The following is an 18,701-nucleotide window of genomic DNA, read 5'->3' on the forward strand; positions in this document are numbered from 1 at the left end:
ACGGACGTGCGAGATTGCGCACGTTCATCCCATGTGTTGTGCGTCAGATCGGACATCGCTGCGGAGTTTCGATCGCTTTGTCGAAAATTCCCGCATACTTTCAACGAAGCGGTAACACGCGGGACCTTGGCACGCCGTTTGCTCAAGTGTTTCCATCTGCTGCCGGCTGGCAGCGAGGTTGATATGCAGATTCCCACGGCGCCCACTCAAAGAACGGGCCGGGGAGAGGGGGACAACGGTCATGGCTCTTGCGGCCAATAAGGCGTGCGTAAACGAGCTTCGGGCATTCCGAACGCAACCTCGTCACCACGAGGCTTCAGCGTGAATCGCAGTCCGATCATTTCGAGCTCAGCGACAATGTCGACCGGCAGCAAGGGCGCATTGCAGGGAAACGCCGCACGCGAGCGTCGTTTCTTTTGCAATGCAGCAAAATTTGCGAAGTGGCCCCTGCTAACGAGCAATGGCATTTCAGCCGGCTTCTCTGTATTGGTGTCGCAGGAATAACGGTATCGGAGCCGCGTAGCTCGCGCGCTTCGGGAAAATCATGTGGGAGGAAAAATGCGTAAATTGGTTTTGGCTGCTGCGTCGGTCGCGGCATTGGCACTGGCAGGGCCCGCGGCGGCGCAGGCTCCGATCGTCATCAAATTCAGCCACGTGGTCGCGCCGAACACGCCGAAGGGTCTCGCCTCCGAGAAATTCAAGGAACTGGCGGAGAAGTACACCGGCGGCAAGGTGAAGGTCGAAGTCTATCCGAATTCGCAGCTCTACAAGGACAAGGAAGAGCTGGAGGCGCTGCAGCTTGGCGCGGTGCAGATGCTGGCGCCGTCGAACGCCAAGTTCGGCCCGATCGGCGTCAAGGAATTCGAGGTTTTCGATCTTCCCTATGTCCTGCCGGACATCAAGGCGCTGCGCAAAGTCACCGACGGTCCGCTCGGCGCCAAGCTGCTCAAGCTGCTCGATGCCAAGGGCATGACCGGGCTTGCATACTGGGACAACGGCTTCAAGCAGATGAGCGCCAACAAGAAGCTGGTCGCGCCCGCCGATTACAAGGGCCTGAAATTCCGCATTCAGTCCTCGAAGGTGCTGGAAGCGCAGTTCCGTACGCTTGGTTCGATTCCGCAGGTGATGGCTTTCTCGGAAGTCTATCAGGCGCTGCAGACCGGCGTGGTCGACGGGCAGGAAAATACCTGGTCGAACATCTACACCCAGAAGATGCATGAAGTGCAGAAGTACATCACCAATACCAATCACGGCTACATCGGCTATATCGTGGTGGTGAACAAGAAGTTCTGGGATGGCATTCCGGCCGATATCAAGCCCCAACTCGACAAGGCCATGAAGGAAGCCACCGCCTTCGGCAACAACCAGTCGCAGAAGGAAAACGACGACGCGCTGGCGGAGATCAAGAAGACCGGCAAGAGCGAAATCGTCACGCTGACGCCGGAACAGGATGCGGCGATGCGCAAGGCGCTCGAGCCGGTCTACAAGGATGTGGCATCGCGCGTCGGCCAGTCCGTGATTGACGAATTCCTCAAGGAGACGAGGGGCGCGACCAACTAAAGCGACGTCGGAAGGCTTCCGTGCCTCGGCACGGAAGCCTTTTCACGTCTGGGGGACTGCGGCCGTTTTGGCCGCAAAAGGGAATGCGCGAGATCATCCGCCTTGGCTCCAAGGATGATCCGCATGGGGGGAGTTCATGTTTCTTCGCATCCTCGATCGGCTAGAGGAGATACTGATCGCGACGCTGATGGCGCTCGCGACGTTCATCATCTTTCTTGCGGTGATGCATCGCTATCTCATCGGAATTCCCTTCCTTTATCCGCTGCTGTTTCCGATCAACCTGTCCTGGGCGCAGGAACTGTGCATCTACATGTTCGTGTGGGTGGCGAAGTTCGGCGCGGCCTATGGCGTGCGTACCGGCATTCACGTCGGCGTCGACGTCCTGGTCAACCAGCTCAAGCCGCCGTGGCGGAACATCGTGGTGCTGTTCGGGCTGTTCTGCGGCGCCTTCTTCACCGCCGTGATCGGCACCATGGGCGCAAAATTCGTCTTCGGGCTGATGTTTACCGATCAGGTCTCGCCCGATCTCGAAATTCCAAGCTGGATCATCTATCTCTGCATTCCGCTCGGCTCCTATCTGATGTGTTTCCGTTTTCTCCAGGTCGCGTACACTTACTGGCGCACCGGCGAATTGCCGCACCATGACCACGCCCATGTCGAGGGAATCGACGTCGACGCGCCAGGTATCGGCGCCGCGGAGGTCACGCGATGAGCAGCCTATTCATCTTCGGACTCCTGATCGCGCTGATGCTGACGGGCATGCCGATCTCGATTGCGCTCGGCATGACGGTTCTGACCTTCATCTACACGATGACGAATGTCCCGACCGAGTCGGTGGCGCTGAAACTGTTTACCGGCATCGACAATTTCGAGATCATGGCGATCCCGTTCTTCATTCTTGCCGGCAACTTCCTGACCCATGGCGGCGTCGCGCGCCGCATGATCAATTTTGCCACTTCGATGGTCGGGCACTGGCACGGCGGGCTGGGTCTCGCGGGCGTGATGGCCTGCGCACTGTTCGCCGCGGTGTCGGGCTCGTCGCCGGCGACCGTGATCGCGATCGGCTCGATCATGATGCCGGCGATGGTGAAGCAGGGTTTCCCCAAGCGCTTCGGCGCCGGCGTCATCACCACCTCCGGCGCGCTCGGCATCCTGATCCCGCCATCGATCGTGATGGTGATCTATTGCGTGGCGACCGGCGGCAGCGTCGCACTCGATCCCGCCGGCCTTCGTGTCTCGTCGGCTTCGGTCGGACAGATGTTCATGGCGGGCGTCATCCCCGGTATCATGCTGGCGACGCTGCTCGGACTGACGACGTTCTACCGCGCCTGGAAGAACGACTATCCGCGATTGCCGCGCGCGAGCTGGACCGAGCGCTTTGTTGCATTCCAGAAATGCATGTGGGGGCTGCTGCTGATCCTGATCGTGCTCGGCGGGATCTATGCCGGCCTGTTCACGCCGACCGAAGCTGCAGCCGTCAGCGCGGTCTATGCCTTCGTCATCGCGGTGTTCGTGTACAAGGACATGGGGCTCAGGGACGTGCCCAAGGTCCTGCTCGGCTCCGCCAATATGAGCGCGATGATTCTCTACATCATCACCAATGCGGTGCTGTTCTCGTTCCTGATGGCGAATGAGAATATTCCGCAGCACATCGCCGCGTGGATCACGTCGGTCGGCGTCGACTGGATCATCTTCCTGCTGATCGTCAACGTGCTGCTGCTGATCGCCGGCAATGTGATGGAGGCGTCCTCGATCGTGCTGATCATGGCGCCGATCCTGTTTCCGGTGGCGGTCAAGCTCGGGATTCACCCGGTGCATCTGGGCATCCTGATGGTCGTCAACATGGAAGTCGGCATGTGCCACCCGCCGGTCGGGCTCAACCTCTATGTGGCGTCGGGTATCGCCAAGATGGGCATCACCGAACTGACGATCGCGGTATGGCCTTGGCTCTTGACCATGCTGATCTTCCTCGGCGTCGTCACCTACGTGCCGGAAATCTCGCTGTGGCTGCCGCGCGCGCTCGGCATGCTCTGAAGGATCTCGATCGGCGTGCCGCGATCGCGCGAAGGCGGTTACCCGCCGGGCATGATCGCGGGCTCGGAACCGGGTTGGCTAAATTCCATTTGGCGCGCCAGCCGGCTTGGCAAGCCGGTTTGTGATCGAGATCACATACAGCCGGCATGCGCCGCCACTAGCGTAACTGCATCCAATCTCACGCAGAGATTTGTTGTGGGAGAACGCCATGAGCTTATTCAAGAGTACTTTATTGGGTGCCTGCCTTTTGGCCAGCCTGCTGGCGGCAGGTCCGACACGTCCGGCCCATGCCCAGCGAGCGGCAGCCGAAGCCGCCCCCGTGGAACAGTCGGCGCAATCGCAGCCCTCGGTCCAGAAATCGATCCAGGCGGCGGAGAACCCGGCTCGCGCCGGTAATTCGCTGGGCTTGACGGGGCCGGAGCAGCGCGTCGCGCTGGTGATCGGCAACTCGAACTACCGAAACGTTGCCCAGCTCTCGAACCCCGCCAACGACGCGAAGGCCGTGGCTCAACTCCTCAATGCCGCGGGCTTCGAGGTTATTTCAGCGACGGATCTCAATCACAATGAGATGATTCAGGTCGTGCAGGATTTCTCGGGCAAAATTGCCGGTCGCGGCCCGAACACCGTGGCGATGGTGTACTATGCCGGTCACGGCGTGCAGCTCGCGGGCGAAAACTATCTCGTTCCGGTCGACGCCAGGATCTCTTCCGAACCCGATCTGGTCAATGGTTCGGTCCGCCTCGTCGATGTGATGGCGACGTTGGAGACGATTCCGAGCCGGATGCGGATTGTTATCCTCGATGCCTGCCGCAATAATCCGTTCCCCTCGCTCAATGATGCGGGACGCGGACTTGCGATCGTCGATGCGCCGAACGGCTCGATCGTGGCCTATTCAACCGCACCGGGCACTGAAGCGCTCGATGGCACCGGCGCCCATAGCCCGTACGCGGCTGCGTTCTTGCGGCTGGCGCATGAGAAAAACCTCCCGATCGAGCAGTTGTTCAAGCGTATCCGGCTCGATGTGAACAATTCAACGGACGGGCGGCAGACCCCCTGGGAAAGCTCGTCGCTGACGCGCGATTTCTATTTCTTCGGCGATACCGCGGTTGCGGCGACGAGAGTGCCGGCGCCGGAGAAGGCCGTCCAGGTGGCGGACAATCTTCCCTCGCGCGCCACGCGCCAGGCCTACGACTACGTGCTGGCCGAAAATTCCGTCGAGCACTATCAGGAATTCATCCGGCTCTATCCGCACGACCCCTTGTGCGACCGTATTCGCGCGCTGCTGGGCAGTCTCGTGCAGGCGAAGGCGTGGCACAATGCGGTACTCGCCAATTCCCCCGTCGCGTACAAATCGTTCTATGACAAGTTCTCGAACGGTCCCTATGCGCAGAATGCGCTGAAACTGGCGGCGCAGCCGAAAATGGTTCCGCTTTCGCAGCCCACGCAGATCATCGCGCCGCCTTCGATCAAGCTCGGCACTCTCGGCATGTCGCGGGACAATTCCGGTCTCAACCCCGGCGCATCCGGGTTGTTGCAGGGCCGTTCCCCGCAACAGGGAAATGTTCTGCAGAGCGGGCTAGGCAACATGGCTGCGGGCAAGTCCGGCATGGACAAGTTCCGCAATGGCGGTCGGATCGTCACGCTGCAGTCTCCCGGCACGAACGCATCTGCCGGGAGTAACGGCGCCGCTTCGGGCAAGATCGTAAACCTGCCGACCGGTGGTTTGAACAAGGCCGGCGGGCAAGGCCCGAAGCTTGGTGAAGCGGCGAACCGCATCGACGGTCGGCCTGCGAAACCGCTCCCGCAGATTGGCGTCAATCGGCAGCCGGCGGGCATATCGCGGTCCAACATCGGTACACCGCCGGGAAGCGGCGGTGGCAGCCTCCGCGTGGTGTCGACGCAATCTCATGGATCTGCTTTCCAACCACAGCAGACCAATGGCAGGTTTGGACGATGGTAAGCATGCAGCTACCCGCGAACAATTCTTAGCAAGTCGAGGTTCATTCCGAAATCTGGCCACCAACCGAAGGCGGATACGGCCTTTGGCTGGTGGCTTCCACATCTGTTCCGGTCGAGCGAACTCGCGGCAGATTACATCTTGGTAACAGAGGCCACTCTGTCCAATCTGTAAGTTGATTGGCAGGCTGGGTGACCTCATCTTCAGGCAACCTTTTGAAGGAGGTTCGCATGAAAAAGTTCGCCATCGCCGGGATCGCAGCCCTCGCCATCGCCGGTTCCACCGCGGTCTATGCCCAGCACAACCGCCCCTGGTTTCATCACCACGAGCGGATGAGCCCGGAGGACAGGGCGGCGTTCACCGACGCGCGGATTGCCGCCGTCAAGGCGGGCCTCAAGCTCAACGCCGAACAGGAAAAGCTGTGGCCGCCGGTCGAAGCCGCGGTGCGGGATTTCGCCAAACTGCGAATCGATCGCGCCAATGCGCGGATGAATGCCAAGCCTGACGATACCGCGCAGCCGGCCGATCCGGTCGCGCGCCTGCGCGACCGCGCCGAGACCATGGCGACCACGGCGGCGGCGATGAAGAAGATCGCAGACGCGGCGGATCCGCTCTACAAGACCCTCGACGACGGCCAGAAGCGGCGCCTCGCCATCCTGACCCATATGGAAGGCCGGTTCGGCCGGGGTGGCTGGCGCCACCATGGATTCCAGCGCGGCATGGACCGCGACGACGGCGGCTGGGGCCGTGGCTATGACCGGGATCGGTACGACCGGGACGGCGGGCCGGGCAAGGACCGGGGCGGCCCCGAGCGGCTCTAGCTGTGGTCTTTCAGGAGGTTGTCCATTCGGCCCTGACCGGGAACTCTGAAGTCGCCAAACCACCAGCGATTCGCGGAGAACCGAATGGACACCCACAAGAATGCCTCCCTGACGCCCAAAGGTCGAGAGGCCATGGTGCGATGTGTAGTGGACGGGGGGTTATCCAAGGCCGCCGCCGCACGCCAGTTCAACACCACGTCGAAGACTGTCGCCAAATGGGTCGAACGCTTCCGCGTGGACGGCGTCGATGGTTTGCGGGATTGCTCCTCAAGGCCGCTTTCATTGCCGAGCCAAACAGCGCCAGCCACTTGCGCGGTGGTCGAGGCTTTGCGTCGGCAGCGCTACACCGGCAAGCAGATCGCCGCCGAGGCCGGTGTATCGGCGGCGACCGTCAGCCGCATCTTGCGGCGTCTGGGACTGAACCGGATGCGCGATCTGGAACCGGCCGAACCGGTGCGTCGCTACGAGCGAGAGCATCCCGGCGACATGATCCACATCGATATCAAGAAGCTCGGCCGCTTCGACAAGGTCGGCCATCGCATCACGGGGGATCGGACCGGTCAGAGCAACAGCCGCGGCGTCGGCTGGGAGTATGTCCATGTTTGCATCGACGATAATTCGCGCGTTGCCTTCTCTCAGATCCTGCCCGATGAGAAGGCCGTTAGCGCTGTCGCCTTTCTAAGTGCCGCCGTCGCCTACTATAAAAGCCTCGGCGTCACCGTCACCCGCGTCATGACCGACAACGGCAGTTGCTATAAGGCCTTCGACTTCCGCGATGCTTGCACAGGCCTGGGCCTCAAACACGTCCGCACCAAGCCCTACACACCCAAAACCAATGGCAAGGCCGAGCGCTTCATTCAGACTGCGCTCAGGGAATGGGCCTACGCCCAAGCCTATCCCACATCCGAGCGCCGCGCCGATGAACTCCCCCGCTGGCTCCACCGATACAATTGGCACCGCCCCCACGGCGGACTAAAATCAAAAACACCAATCAGTAGACTCGGCCTGACCGAGGACAACCTCTTGAGGCTCCACATCTAGCGGGCAACCGTCCCTGATCGATCGAAATGCGTCAAAAGCCGCTGAATTCAGGCGGCTTTTTCGCTTTCCCGTTTGGTCGAAATGGCCGGGGAATTCCTCGCCACTTTGCTGGACATAGGGGAATCGCTTTGCTAAACGACCCCCTCTTGCGAAGGCTTTCCGGGCCGGTTTCCGGGCGCATAGCTCAGTTGGTAGAGCAGATGACTCTTAATCATCGGGTCCCAGGTTCGAGCCCTGGTGCGCCCACCAAGCTTTTCAAGAACTTAGAAACGTAGCCGACGCGCAACCCAGCCGCGTTTCGCGCCTCATATTACAGTTTTGGTTGCTTTTCGAGCGTTGGGGGGTGATCGCCTTGCCTCATTGCGCAGAAGTGTTTTGGGCTTGGCCTGCTGGACCGGATTGAGGTCGGGGCTGCCAGGGTTGTCGATGATGTCGTCCGGCTTCAAGGTTGGAATGGGCATCTGCTCGGCATAGCCTCGGAAGCTCTTTCCTTTGATTGGCCCGTCGATAGCGCAGGGAGTATCGATGCGGTTCGACCGCAGCGCCGCCAGGAAGGTCGGTGTATGCCGCCGGACGTTCGCAACGGCGCGCGCGTCCATGGGTGCACCTCATGTTGGTCTTGGCACAGTCTCGTCGATGAAGACGAGTCGAGCGGGATCGGGTCTGCTCACGAAGATTCAAGCGAATGGGCTCAAGCCAGAGATGCTGGCCTCCGTCGAGCCAGCATCTTGAATGAGAAACCGCCCGATCTGGGAATCCAAAATCGATTCAGCGCAACACGATCACGCACTCGGAGATGCGGAAGGAAAGCGGTTCGCCGTCTTCGCTATCGGATGCTTGGCGACACTCAGCTTCGCGGTGGCGGAGGTTCATCCAATCGATCGGGCGTCAGTGCCGATGGCTTCCTTCGCCAATCTTTTGTGCGGCCTGCTGCATGCTCGCGCGGATGAAATCGCGAATTGCTTCGGAGCGGTTCCGATAGCCTTGGCCTACGATCATTCGATCGAGCTCGTCCGTCAGGTCATCGTCGAGCATGATTGTGATGCGCTGCAATTCCTTGTCCCATCGGTTTACGCGATGACGAACGATTGACAATGTCATTCTCACCGTGCCAGCGTATGGCTCTCGTCGGCTGCGATGGCGGCGCGATATCGGGGATTGATACAACAAGTCGGCCAACGTCGCGCGAATGAGACGCCGGGCGGTCCTCCTCACAGGAAGCCACGTTTGGGGGACGGGCTATGCGCGCTTTTCCTTTCGGGCGGAACGTGTACGGCCGAATGTTGTTCCGGGTTGAGGTTGTTCTGGCCGGATTGACGGCTGTCGTGGCTGATGCCGCCGCGCAAGACGTTGCCGCGCTTGCGGGCGCAACGGCGCTTCCGCCGGTCGAGGTGATCGCGCCGCAGCCGCGCCGGGACGCCGGCAGCAGGCCAAAGCCCGGCGCGGAGCGAGGCAGGCGGTCGGCCCGTCGCGCGATCGCACCCCCCGCTGCCGCCGGTGACGGTGGTTCCGCTGCAAATTCCAGCACGGCGACGCAGGCATCGATCAGTTCGTCGAGCGAAAAGAATGTGAGCGGCGCCGAAGTCAATGCATGGCCGTTTTCCCGGCCGGCCGAAGCGCTCGAGGTCGTGCCCGGCCTGATCGTCACCCAGCACAGCGGCGACGGCAAGGCCAACCAGTATTTTCTGCGCGGCTTCAATCTCGACCACGGCACCGATCTCGCCATCTCGGTCGACGGTATGCCTGTCAACATGCGCACCCACGCGCACGGTCAGGGATACGCCGACCTGAATTTCCTGATTCCGGAGCTGATCCGATCGGTCAATATCAGAAAGGGACCTTATTTCGCCGACGAGGGCGACTTCTCCTCCGTGGGAGCGGTTCATATCAGCCTGCTCGACAGCATCAAGACGATGGCCTCGATCACCGCCGGGAGTTTCGGCTATCGCCGCGGCCTCGGCGTGACATCCACGAAACTCGGCGAGGGTACGTTGCTGGTTGCAGGCGAGGCCAGCAGCTACAACGGCCCGTGGGACAATCCCGATCGCCTGCGCAAGCTCAACGGCGTGGTGCGATACAGCCAGGGCACGGCGGCGGACGGTTTCTCGCTGACCGGGATGGCCTATGCGAACAGATGGAATTCCACCGACCAGATTCCGTCGCGGGCCATCGCCTCCGGCGAGATCGGACTCTTTGGTGCGCTGGATCCCAGCGATGGCGGCAATTCCAGCCGCTTCTCGCTATCGGGCCGCTGGGCGCAGACCGGCGAGGGTGGTTCATCGAAGGTCAATTTCTACGTCATCAAGAGTTCGCTCAATCTCTGGAACGATTTCACCTACTTTCTCAGCGATCCCGTCAACGGCGATCAGTTCCACCAGCACGACGACCGCGTTCTCGGCGGTATCAACGCGTCGCACACCTTCAAGAGCCGGTTTGCCGGCTTGCCGATGGAGACCGAAATCGGCGTGCAAAGCCGCTATGACGACATCAGGCTCGACTTGAGCAACACTGTGCGGCGGCAGTTCCTGTCACCCATTCGCAGCGACGCGGTACGAGAGGGCAGTGTCGGCCTGTTCGTTCAGAATACGCTGCACTGGACCGACTGGCTGCGAACCAATGTCGGCTGGCGCGGTGATTTCTACCAGACCGCGGTCAACTCCTTCTTCACGCCGGCCAACTCCGGCAGCGCCAATGCGTTCATCGGCAGTCCAAAATTTGGCTTGGTGCTGGGACCGTTCGCCAGGACCGAATTCTTCATCAATGCCGGCGAGGGATTTCACAGCAACGACGCCCGCGGGGTGACGATCACGGAATCGCCCGGCGACGGCTCGCCGCTGCAGGCTTCGCCGTTTCTGGTCAGGACCAGGGGAGCCGAAATTGGATTGCGGACCAAAATGATTCCGGGGCTGACCAGCGCGGTCAGTTTGTTCCTGCTCGATTCCGCGTCGGAAATTCTGTTCGTTGGTGACGCCGGGGATACGGTGGTGAGCCGGCCAAGCCGCCGCTATGGCATCGAATGGACCAATGACTATCGGCCGCTGTCATGGCTCGGCCTCGAAGGCGATATTGCCGTGACGCGTGCGCGCTTCCGCGGCGATGATCCGGACCAGGCGGCGTTATATGCTTCGCTCGCGGGTTTTCCCGCCGCGCAGATCGGCAATGCGCCGGGCAACTATATTCCAGGGGCGCCGAATGTGATCGCTTCGGCCGGGATCACGCTCGGCGAGAAGACCGGCTGGTTCTCTGCGCTGCGCTATCGCTATTTCGGGCCGCGCCCCCTGACCGAAGACGGGGCCTTTGTCTCCCCGGCCACCGGTCTGTTGAACGGCCGGCTCGGTTATCGCTTTGACAATGGCTGGCGTGTTCAGCTCGATGCATTCAATATCTTGAACAGCCGCTCGGACCAGATCAGCTATGCCTATGGCTCTCTATTGAGATCCGACGCCCTGTTCGCGATGTGCTTTCCTGCAGCAGGGCTGCCGACCGCGCCGTCTGCCGTCTGCCAGACCGGCGTGATGGATCGCGTGCTGCATCCGGTCGAACCGCTGGCAATTCGCCTGACGGTCGCAGGGCAATTCTGAAGACGGGCGAGGCGATCTCGACTCGTTTACAGCTGTTTGGCGTGCGCGCCGGGAAGAAAGCGTGCGCCCTCGGCGCGCAGAAAATCCAGCATGGCCTGCGCCGGGGGAAGCAATACCTTGTCTTGCCTCCGCACCACGAACCACTGCCGCACCACGGGCAGGCCGGCGACGTCGAGGGCGACCAGTCGTCCGTCCTCGAGTTCGGTGGCGACCGTATGCGCGGAAATGAACGCGATCCCGAGACCGGCGATCACCGCCTGCTTGATGGTTTCGTTGCTGCTCATCTCCATACCGATCGTGGGCTGAAGTTCGGTGGCTTCGAACAGCTGCTCCATGAGCATCCTGGTCCCGGAGCCTTGTTCGCGCGTGAGAAAAGTTTCGTGGGTGAGATCTACCGCCGCCAGGCCGAAATCCTGCGCGAGCCAGTGTCCCCTCGGAGCAACGATGATGTGCGGATGATCGCCGATCAGATGAGTTTCCACCTCAACGTCCGGCGGCGAGCGGCCCATGATCGCGAAATCGAGTTCGTAGCCGCGCAGTGCCTGGCGTATCTCCTGGCGGTTGCCAATCGACAGGCTGATATCGATCTTGGGATGCAGCTTGGAGAAGGCCGCGATCGCAAAGGGAACGAAATACTTTGCCGTGCTGACTGCACCGATCGACACGCGCCCGCCGGTTCGGCCCGCGATCATATCGAGCGAGGTCGCGCAGGCCGAGATGGCGGCCTCGATGCGCTCATGCAGTTCAAGCACCTCCTGTCCGGCCCGGGTCAGCAGCATTCCATCGTTGGTGCGCTGAAGCAGCGGCAGTCCCGCCAGGTCCTGAAGATTGCGCAACTGCAGGGTCACCGCGGGCTGGGTGAGGTTCAGCTTGTTGGCGGCCGCCGTCACGCTGCCATTGGCCGACAAGGCCGCGAGCGCTCGCAGTTGTCTGATCGTCAAATCGCGCAGGCCGGCCATATAAGAAAAACTTCTATCTTGTGAAATATATTGAAATTTTACTTATTTAGAGGCCGCGGTCAACCTCTCTTTCAGCGGTTTCGAAGGAACCGGCGCGCTAACTCCCTCCTCAGGGAGTGGCGATAGGGAGCGATCGAATGAATCCGGGGCTGAGTCTGCGCCAATATTTGGACGATCATGCCGGCACGGACCCGCTTCGCCAGGCGGTGATCGAAGTGGTCGCAGCGCTCGCGCAGGCCTCAACGGAAATTTCCGATTTGATCCGTTCCGGCGCGCTGGCGGGCATCACCGGCCAGGTGCAGGGACGCAACGCCGACGGAGACATCCAAAAGGATCTCGACCTCCGCGCCGACCGAATCATCCGCGCGGCTCTCGAGCCTCTTCCGATTGCGGCAATAGCGTCGGAAGAAGCGATGGAGTCCAAGATACTGTATCCGGCAGCTCCAATCAGCATTGCCGTCGATCCGCTGGATGGTTCGTCGAATATCGACACCAACATGTCGGTCGGCACGATCTTTTCGGTTCTGCCCACGCCGCGAGACATTCGCGCTACCTTCACGCAGCCCGGCGCGTCCCAGCTTGCGGCAGGCTTCTTCGTCTACGGCCCGCAAACCTCTCTCGTTCTCACGCTCGGCCGCGGCGTCGATATCTTTACGCTGGATCGCGGCGCGAACCTGTTCAAGTTGATCAGATCGGCGGTGCAGATCCCCGCGGATACCGCCGAATTTGCCATCAATGCATCGAACCAGCGGCACTGGGAGCCGCCGGTGCAGGCCTTCATCGAGGATTGCATGGCCGGCGCCAGCGGCGAGCGCGGCAAGGACTTCAACATGCGCTGGATCGGCTCGCTGGTGGCGGAAGCCTACCGGATCCTCACCCGGGGCGGGGTTTTCCTCTATCCGGCGGACGCACGCGAAGGCTACGGCGAAGGCCGTCTGCGGCTCGTCTACGAAGCCAACCCGATGGCTTTCATCATGGAACAGGCGGGAGGCGAAGCCTCAACCGGCCGCCAGCGGATTCTCGATCTTGCACCAGGCGCGCTTCACCAGCGGGTGCCGTTGATCATGGGCTCCAGAGACAAGGTGCGGCGGCTCGAGCGCCTGCACATGAGCCCCGACATCAAATCCGAGAAAAATGCTCCGCTCTTTGCCCACCGCGGCCTGTTTCGCAATTGATCCGAAGGACCCAGCGATCGTGTCCAGGAAACATCCCATCATATCGATTACCGGCTCGTCGGGGGCGGGCACGACATCCGTCAAACGGACCTTCGAGCAGATTTTCCGCCGCGAGAACGTCGCGGCTGCCTATATCGAGGGAGACGCGTTCCACCGCTTCAACCGTTCGGAAATGCGCAGTCGCATGACCGAACAGGCCGAGCGCGGCAACAAGCATTTCAGCCACTTCAGCCCGGAAACGAACCTGTTTGAGGAACTGGAGGCGGTGTTCAAGACCTATGGCGAAACCGGGTCCGGCACCACCCGCTACTACGTCCACGACGATGAGGAAGCCGCGCTGCACGGCAGCCCGCCCGGGACCTTCACCGATTGGCGTCCGCTTCCCAACGATTCCGACCTTCTTTTTTACGAGGGACTGCACGGCGCCGTCGTGACCGACAGGGTCAATGTCGCGCGCCATGCCGACCTCAAGATCGGCGTTGTACCCGTCATCAATCTCGAATGGATCCAGAAACTGCATCGGGACCGCAGCGCGCGGGGCTATTCCACGGAAGCGGTGACCGACACGATCCTTCGCCGCATGCCGGACTACGTCAACTATATCTGCCCGCAATTCGCGGAGACCGACATCAATTTCCAGCGGGTGCCGACGGTCGACACCTCGAACCCGTTCATCGCCCGATGGATACCGACACCGGACGAGTCGATGGTGGTGATCCGGCTCAAGAACCCGCGCGGCATCGATTTTCCCTATCTGCTGTCGATGATCCCCAGCAGCTTCATGTCGCGCGCGAATTCAATCGTGATTCACGGATCGAAGCTCGATCTCGCGATGCAACTGATCCTGACGCCGCTGATCCTGCAACTGATCGACCGAAAGAGGCGCGCATGAATATTTCGACCCCAAACAGGATGCTTCAGAGCGGGATCGCCCATCGCGACATGGCGAACGCTGTTCGCTTTCTCGCCATCGACGCGGTGGAGAAGGCAAAGTCCGGTCACCCCGGGATGCCGATGGGCATGGCCGATGTCGCCACGGTCCTGTTCTCGCGTTTCCTGAAATTCGATGCCGCCGATCCGAGGTGGCCGGATCGTGACCGGTTCGTGCTGTCCGCCGGTCATGGATCGATGCTGCTCTATGCGTTGCTGTTTCTGACGGGATATGAGGGAATCACGCTCGACGAACTCAAGGCCTTTCGGCAATGGGGATCGAAGACCCCCGGCCATCCGGAATACGGACATACGCCGGGTGTCGAAACGACAACCGGGCCACTGGGGCAGGGCATAGCGACCGCAGTCGGCATGGCCCTGGCGGAGCGGCTGTCGAACGCCCGCTTCGGCGACGATCTCGTCGACCATTACACTTATGTGATCGCCGGCGATGGCTGCCTGATGGAGGGGCTCAGTCATGAAGCGATTTCACTGGCCGGGCATCTCCGGCTCAACCGGCTGATCGTACTGTTTGACGACAACGAAATCTCGATCGACGGGGCGACATCGCTGTCGTGTTCGGACGATCAGCTTGCACGGTTCCAGGCATCCGGCTGGTCGGCCTGCCGTATCGATGGGCATGATCCCGAAGCCATCGCGGCGGCGATCGAACGCGCCCGGGAAAATGACCGACCGTCACTAATCGCGTGCCGCACGATCATCGGCTTCGGCGCCCCGAACCGGCAGGGTACCGAGAAGGCGCACGGTGCGCCGCTCGGCGCCGACGAGATCGCAATGACTCGCGCCACGCTGGGCTGGCCGCACCAGCCATTCCAGGTGCCGGACTTCGTCATCGAGCACTGGCGCAAGATCGGTGCGCGCGGGCAGGAGGCCCGCCGGGCCTGGATCGAGCGAACCAGGCGTCTTACTTCCGTCCCGCGTTCGCCGTTTCACGATGCGCTCAATCGAAAGCTGCCCTGCGAATACGCCGGCGCGATGGATCAACTTCGCCATCGGTTCGGCGCTGAACGCCCGACCATCGCCACCCGGCAAGCTTCGCAACTGGTGATCGACACGATTGCGGAAGCCTTGCCGAATTTGCTGGGCGGCTCGGCCGACCTTACCCACTCCAATCTCACCCGCGCCAAGACCCAACAACCGGTGCAGCCTGATCGTCTTGCGGGGAACTATATTCACTATGGCGTCCGCGAGCATGCCATGGCGGCGGCGATGAACGGCGTCGCATTGCATGGCGGCTTTATTCCCTACGGCGGCACGTTTCTCACCTTCGCCGACTACAGCCGCCCGGCGATCAGGCTGGCGGCGTTGATGGGCATCAGGGTCATCCATGTGATGACGCACGACTCCATCGGATTGGGCGAAGACGGCCCCACCCATCAGCCGGTCGAACATCTGGCATCGTTGCGAGCGATCCCGAACCTGCTGGTGTTCCGTCCCGGCGACGCCGTCGAGACCGCCGAGGCCTGGGATTGCGCGCTGAGGGCGGAAACCAGTCCTTCGGTGCTGTGCCTGTCACGGCAGGCGCTCCCCACGTTCCGTGAAAATGCCGGCGACGCTAATCTGGTGGCGTTCGGTGCCTATGTCGTCGTCGAGCCGGAAGGCGGCCGCGACGTCACCCTGATCGCAACCGGTTCCGAAGTGTCGATCGCGCTGGAGGCGGCGAAGCTGCTTGCGATTGACGGCGTCCGCGCCGCGGTCGTGTCGGCGCCGTGCTTCGATCTGTTTCGCCAGCAAACGGCCGAGTACCGGGCAGCCGTGCTCGGAAGTGCCCCGAGGGTCGGTGTCGAGGCCGCGGTTGAGGGCGACTGGGCGCGCTGGCTCGGCGATAGCGGCGAGTTCGTCGGCATGACCGGCTTCGGCGCATCCGCTCCGGCAGAGGTGCTGTATCGCCAATTTGGCATCACCGCGGAAGCGGTTGCTGCGTCGGCCCTGCATTGCCTGGCGCGGTCGAGGGTGGCGGCAACCTGCTCATGACGTTTCACGCGCGAGAGAAAATGACACGGAGGCCGCGATGGCACGAATTACGCTGAGGCAATTACTGGATCACGCCGCCGAGCACGACTACGGCGTGCCGGCATTCAATATCAACAACATGGAGCAGGGCCTTGCGATCATGGAAGCGGCGGCGGCCGTCGATGCGCCGGTCATCATCCAGGCTTCACGAGGCGCGCGCTCCTACGCCAACGACATCATGCTGTCGAAGATGATCGACGCATTGGAGGAGATGTATCCGCAGATTCCGCTCTGCCTGCATCAGGATCACGGCAATGAGGAAGCCACCTGCGCCACCGCGCTTCAATATGGCTTCACATCGGTCATGATGGATGGCTCGCTCGAGGCCGACGCCAAGACCGCCGCGGATTATGACTACAATGTCGACATCACCAGCCGTGTGGTCGAGATGGCGCACTGGATCGGCGCCTCGGTGGAAGGCGAACTGGGTGTGCTGGGCTCGCTGGAGCACGGCGGCGGCGAGCAGGAAGACGGTCACGGCGTCGAAGGCAAGGTCAGTCATGATCAATTGCTGACCGATCCGGATCAGGCGGTCGATTTCGTCCGCGCCACCAAGGTCGATGCGCTGGCGATCGCGATGGGGACCTCGCACGGTGCCTACAAGTTCTCGCGCAAGCCGGATGGCGACATCCTGGCCATGAACGTGGTCGAGGAAATCCACCGCCGGCTGCCGAATACCCATCTCGTGATGCATGGCTCGTCATCGGTGCCGCAGGAGTTGCAGGACGTGTTCAACCAGTTCGGCGGCGAGATGCCGCAGACCTGGGGCGTTCCGGTTGAGGAAATCGTCCGCGGCATCAGGCACGGCGTTCGCAAAGTCAACATCGACACCGATTGCCGGCTGGCGATGACGGCGGCGTTCCGGAAAGTTGCGACCCGGACCAAGGGCGAATTCGACCCGCGCAAATTCCTCAAACCGGCAATGGACGCGATGCGCGACCTTTGCCGCGAGCGTTTCGAACTATTCGGCACTGCCGGACATGCGTCGAAGATCAAGGTGATCCAGTTGTCGGAAATGGCAAAGCGCTATCGCTCCGGTGCGCTCGATCCACGTATCGGGAGCATGGCGAATGCAGCCGAATGACCTGAATGCCTTCGATCCCAAGTAGCCGTCGCACGTACAATGAGGAGACCAGCATGAACCAGCACTCGATGACCGTCCGCGGCAAGGATCGCTATAAATCCGGCGTGATGGAATACAAGAAGATGGGCTACTGGGAGCCCGACTACGAGCCAAAGGACACCGACATCATCGCGCTGTTCCGGGTCACGCCGCAGGACGGCGTCGATCCGATCGAGGCGTCCGCTGCCGTGGCCGGCGAATCGTCCACCGCAACCTGGACCGTGGTCTGGACCGACCGGCTGACCGCGGCGGAAAAATACCGCGCCAAGTGCTATCGCGTCGATCCGGTTCCGAATGCCCCGGGACAGTATTTCGCCTACATCGCCTACGATCTCGACCTGTTCGAGAACGGATCGATCGCCAACCTGTCGGCCTCGATCATCGGCAATGTGTTCGGCTTCAAGCCGCTGAAGGCGCTGCGGCTCGAGGACATGCGGCTGCCGGTGGCCTATGTGAAGACATTCCAGGGACCGGCCACCGGCATCGTGGTCGAACGCGAGCGCATGGACAAGTTCGGCCGGCCGCTGCTTGGCGCCACCATAAAGCCGAAGCTCGGCCTCTCCGGCCGCAATTACGGCCGCGTGGTTTACGAGGCGCTGAAGGGCGGGCTCGATTTCACCAAGGACGACGAGAACATCAACTCGCAGCCATTCATGCATTGGCGCGAGCGGTTTCTCTACTGCATGGAGGCCGTCAACAAGGCGCAGGCGGCTTCCGGAGAAATCAAGGGGACCTATCTCAACGTCACCGCCGGCACCATGGAGGACATGTACGAGCGCGCGGAGTTCGCCAAGGAGCTCGGCTCCGTCGTCATCATGATCGATCTGGTGATTGGCTACACCGCGATACAGTCGATGGCAAAATGGGCGCGCCGCAACGACACGATCCTGCATCTGCATCGTGCCGGGCATTCCACCTATACGCGACAGCGCAACCACGGCGTATCGTTCCGCGTGATCGCGAAATGGATGCGGCTCGCCGGCGTCGATCATATCCATGCCGGCACGGTCGTCGGCAAGCTCGAGGGCGATCCGGCGATGACGCGCGGCTATTACGACATTTGCCGCGAGGACTACAACCCGGCGAAGCTCGAACATGGCGTGTTCTTCGATCAGAACTGGGCCAGCCTCAACAAGCTGATGCCGGTGGCGTCCGGCGGCATCCATGCCGGCCAGATGCATCAACTGCTCGATCATCTCGGCGAGGACGTAGTGCTGCAATTCGGTGGCGGCACCATCGGCCACCCGATGGGCATCCAGGCCGGCGCCACCGCAAACCGCGTCGCGCTGGAAGCCATGATTCTCGCCCGCAACGAAGGCCGCGACTACTTGCACGAAGGGCCGGAGATCCTCGCCAGGGCAGCATCGACGTGCACGCCGCTGAAGGCCGCGCTCGAAGTCTGGAAGGATGTCACCTTCAACTACGAATCGACCGACATGCCCGACTACGCCCCGACCGCCAGCGTTTCGATGTAAGGAGCCAAGAC

At 61.7% G+C, this 18,701-nt stretch carries 14 protein-coding genes, 1 tRNA gene and 1 pseudogene; 13 read left to right on the forward strand and 3 right to left on the reverse strand.

The annotated features are described in order from the left end of the window. Positions 1 to 558 precede the first annotated feature (558 nt). The 7 genes from KMZ29_RS07865 to KMZ29_RS07895 all read left to right on the forward strand — a co-directional run bounded on the left by KMZ29_RS07865 (position 559) and on the right by KMZ29_RS07895 (position 7,662). A complete protein-coding gene (locus tag KMZ29_RS07865; protein ID WP_215623180.1) occupies positions 559 to 1,560 on the forward strand; it encodes a TRAP transporter substrate-binding protein in 1,002 nt (333 codons plus the stop codon). A gap of 136 nt (positions 1,561 to 1,696) precedes the next feature. Then, on the forward strand, positions 1,697 to 2,272 hold the full coding sequence (locus KMZ29_RS07870) for a TRAP transporter small permease (protein ID WP_215623181.1): 576 nt from the start codon (positions 1,697 to 1,699) through the stop codon (positions 2,270 to 2,272). Beyond that, a complete protein-coding gene (locus KMZ29_RS07875; protein ID WP_215623182.1) occupies positions 2,269 to 3,594 on the forward strand; it encodes a TRAP transporter large permease in 1,326 nt (441 codons plus the stop codon). The genes KMZ29_RS07870 and KMZ29_RS07875 overlap by 4 nt, the downstream gene beginning before the upstream one ends. 208 nt (positions 3,595 to 3,802) lie before the next feature. Continuing rightward, a complete protein-coding gene (locus KMZ29_RS07880) occupies positions 3,803 to 5,554 on the forward strand; it encodes a caspase family protein (protein WP_215623183.1) in 1,752 nt (583 codons plus the stop codon). Between the two features lie 227 nt (positions 5,555 to 5,781). Further along, complete coding sequence (locus tag KMZ29_RS07885; protein WP_215623184.1) at positions 5,782 to 6,372, forward strand: Spy/CpxP family protein refolding chaperone; 591 nt, start codon at positions 5,782 to 5,784, stop codon at positions 6,370 to 6,372. 84 nt (positions 6,373 to 6,456) lie between these two features. Then, the gene (locus tag KMZ29_RS07890) at positions 6,457 to 7,413 is read left to right on the forward strand and encodes an IS481 family transposase (RefSeq protein WP_215623185.1); all 957 of its coding nucleotides are present in this window, start codon (positions 6,457 to 6,459) and stop codon (positions 7,411 to 7,413) included. Positions 7,414 to 7,586: 173 nt separating this feature from the next. After that, positions 7,587 to 7,662, forward strand: a tRNA-Lys gene (locus KMZ29_RS07895). Between the two features lie 95 nt (positions 7,663 to 7,757). Here KMZ29_RS07895 and KMZ29_RS07900 read toward each other — a convergent pair. After that, positions 7,758 to 8,072: pseudogene (locus KMZ29_RS07900) on the reverse strand (transposase); the annotation flags it as partial. Between the two features lie 229 nt (positions 8,073 to 8,301). Next, positions 8,302 to 8,514 carry a ribbon-helix-helix protein, CopG family gene (locus KMZ29_RS26975; RefSeq protein ID WP_369810088.1) on the reverse strand — a complete coding sequence of 71 codons (213 nt, stop codon included), beginning with the start codon at positions 8,512 to 8,514 and terminating at the stop codon, positions 8,302 to 8,304. 179 nt (positions 8,515 to 8,693) lie between these two features. On the opposite strand from KMZ29_RS26975, the gene KMZ29_RS07910 reads away from it, so the two are divergent. Further along, positions 8,694 to 10,994 carry a TonB-dependent receptor gene (locus tag KMZ29_RS07910; protein WP_215623188.1) on the forward strand — a complete coding sequence of 767 codons (2,301 nt, stop codon included), beginning with the start codon at positions 8,694 to 8,696 and terminating at the stop codon, positions 10,992 to 10,994. 26 nt (positions 10,995 to 11,020) lie between these two features. Here KMZ29_RS07910 and KMZ29_RS07915 read toward each other — a convergent pair whose 3' ends face one another. Next, positions 11,021 to 11,953 carry a LysR substrate-binding domain-containing protein gene (locus KMZ29_RS07915; RefSeq protein WP_215623189.1) on the reverse strand — a complete coding sequence of 311 codons (933 nt, stop codon included), beginning with the start codon at positions 11,951 to 11,953 and terminating at the stop codon, positions 11,021 to 11,023. A 137-nt stretch (positions 11,954 to 12,090) separates the two neighbouring features. Between KMZ29_RS07915 and KMZ29_RS07920 the strand changes: the two genes are divergently transcribed. The 5 genes from KMZ29_RS07920 to KMZ29_RS07940 are packed head-to-tail and all read left to right on the forward strand — an operon-like array spanning position 12,091 to position 18,690. Then, on the forward strand, positions 12,091 to 13,128 hold the full coding sequence (locus KMZ29_RS07920) for a class 1 fructose-bisphosphatase (protein WP_215623190.1): 1,038 nt from the start codon (positions 12,091 to 12,093) through the stop codon (positions 13,126 to 13,128). A 19-nt stretch (positions 13,129 to 13,147) separates the two neighbouring features. Then, positions 13,148 to 14,020: a phosphoribulokinase gene (locus KMZ29_RS07925; protein WP_215623191.1), complete on the forward strand. Its 873-nt coding sequence runs from the start codon at positions 13,148 to 13,150 to the stop codon at positions 14,018 to 14,020. Between the two features lie 50 nt (positions 14,021 to 14,070). Then, the gene (gene tkt / locus KMZ29_RS07930; RefSeq protein ID WP_249779855.1) at positions 14,071 to 16,053 is read left to right on the forward strand and encodes a transketolase; all 1,983 of its coding nucleotides are present in this window, start codon (positions 14,071 to 14,073) and stop codon (positions 16,051 to 16,053) included. A gap of 37 nt (positions 16,054 to 16,090) precedes the next feature. Then, positions 16,091 to 17,176 carry a class II fructose-bisphosphate aldolase gene (gene fba, locus KMZ29_RS07935; protein WP_215623193.1) on the forward strand — a complete coding sequence of 362 codons (1,086 nt, stop codon included), beginning with the start codon at positions 16,091 to 16,093 and terminating at the stop codon, positions 17,174 to 17,176. Between the two features lie 53 nt (positions 17,177 to 17,229). Beyond that, positions 17,230 to 18,690 carry a form I ribulose bisphosphate carboxylase large subunit gene (locus tag KMZ29_RS07940; protein WP_215623194.1) on the forward strand — a complete coding sequence of 487 codons (1,461 nt, stop codon included), beginning with the start codon at positions 17,230 to 17,232 and terminating at the stop codon, positions 18,688 to 18,690. Positions 18,691 to 18,701 lie beyond the last annotated feature (11 nt).

The sequence above is a fragment of the Bradyrhizobium sediminis genome (genome assembly GCF_018736085.1).
Taxonomy (GTDB): domain Bacteria; phylum Pseudomonadota; class Alphaproteobacteria; order Rhizobiales; family Xanthobacteraceae; genus Bradyrhizobium; species Bradyrhizobium sediminis.

What these genes read in the sequence shown, in the direction of transcription:
- KMZ29_RS07865 (WP_215623180.1), top strand. Translation starts at nt 559, where the DNA reads ATGCGTAAATTGGTTTTGGCTGCTGCGTCGGTCGCGGCATTGGCACTG.
- KMZ29_RS07870 (WP_215623181.1), top strand. Translation starts at nt 1,697, where the DNA reads ATGTTTCTTCGCATCCTCGATCGGCTAGAGGAGATACTGATCGCGACG.
- KMZ29_RS07875 (WP_215623182.1), top strand. Translation starts at nt 2,269, where the DNA reads ATGAGCAGCCTATTCATCTTCGGACTCCTGATCGCGCTGATGCTGACG.
- KMZ29_RS07880 (WP_215623183.1), top strand. Translation starts at nt 3,803, where the DNA reads ATGAGCTTATTCAAGAGTACTTTATTGGGTGCCTGCCTTTTGGCCAGC.
- KMZ29_RS07885 (WP_215623184.1), top strand. Translation starts at nt 5,782, where the DNA reads ATGAAAAAGTTCGCCATCGCCGGGATCGCAGCCCTCGCCATCGCCGGT.
- KMZ29_RS07890 (WP_215623185.1), top strand. Translation starts at nt 6,457, where the DNA reads ATGGACACCCACAAGAATGCCTCCCTGACGCCCAAAGGTCGAGAGGCC.
- KMZ29_RS26975 (WP_369810088.1), bottom strand. Translation starts at nt 8,514, where the DNA reads ATGACATTGTCAATCGTTCGTCATCGCGTAAACCGATGGGACAAGGAA.
- KMZ29_RS07910 (WP_215623188.1), top strand. Translation starts at nt 8,694, where the DNA reads ATGTTGTTCCGGGTTGAGGTTGTTCTGGCCGGATTGACGGCTGTCGTG.
- KMZ29_RS07915 (WP_215623189.1), bottom strand. Translation starts at nt 11,953, where the DNA reads ATGGCCGGCCTGCGCGATTTGACGATCAGACAACTGCGAGCGCTCGCG.
- KMZ29_RS07920 (WP_215623190.1), top strand. Translation starts at nt 12,091, where the DNA reads ATGAATCCGGGGCTGAGTCTGCGCCAATATTTGGACGATCATGCCGGC.
- tkt (WP_249779855.1), top strand. Translation starts at nt 14,071, where the DNA reads ATGGCGAACGCTGTTCGCTTTCTCGCCATCGACGCGGTGGAGAAGGCA.
- fba (WP_215623193.1), top strand. Translation starts at nt 16,091, where the DNA reads ATGGCACGAATTACGCTGAGGCAATTACTGGATCACGCCGCCGAGCAC.
- KMZ29_RS07940 (WP_215623194.1), top strand. Translation starts at nt 17,230, where the DNA reads ATGAACCAGCACTCGATGACCGTCCGCGGCAAGGATCGCTATAAATCC.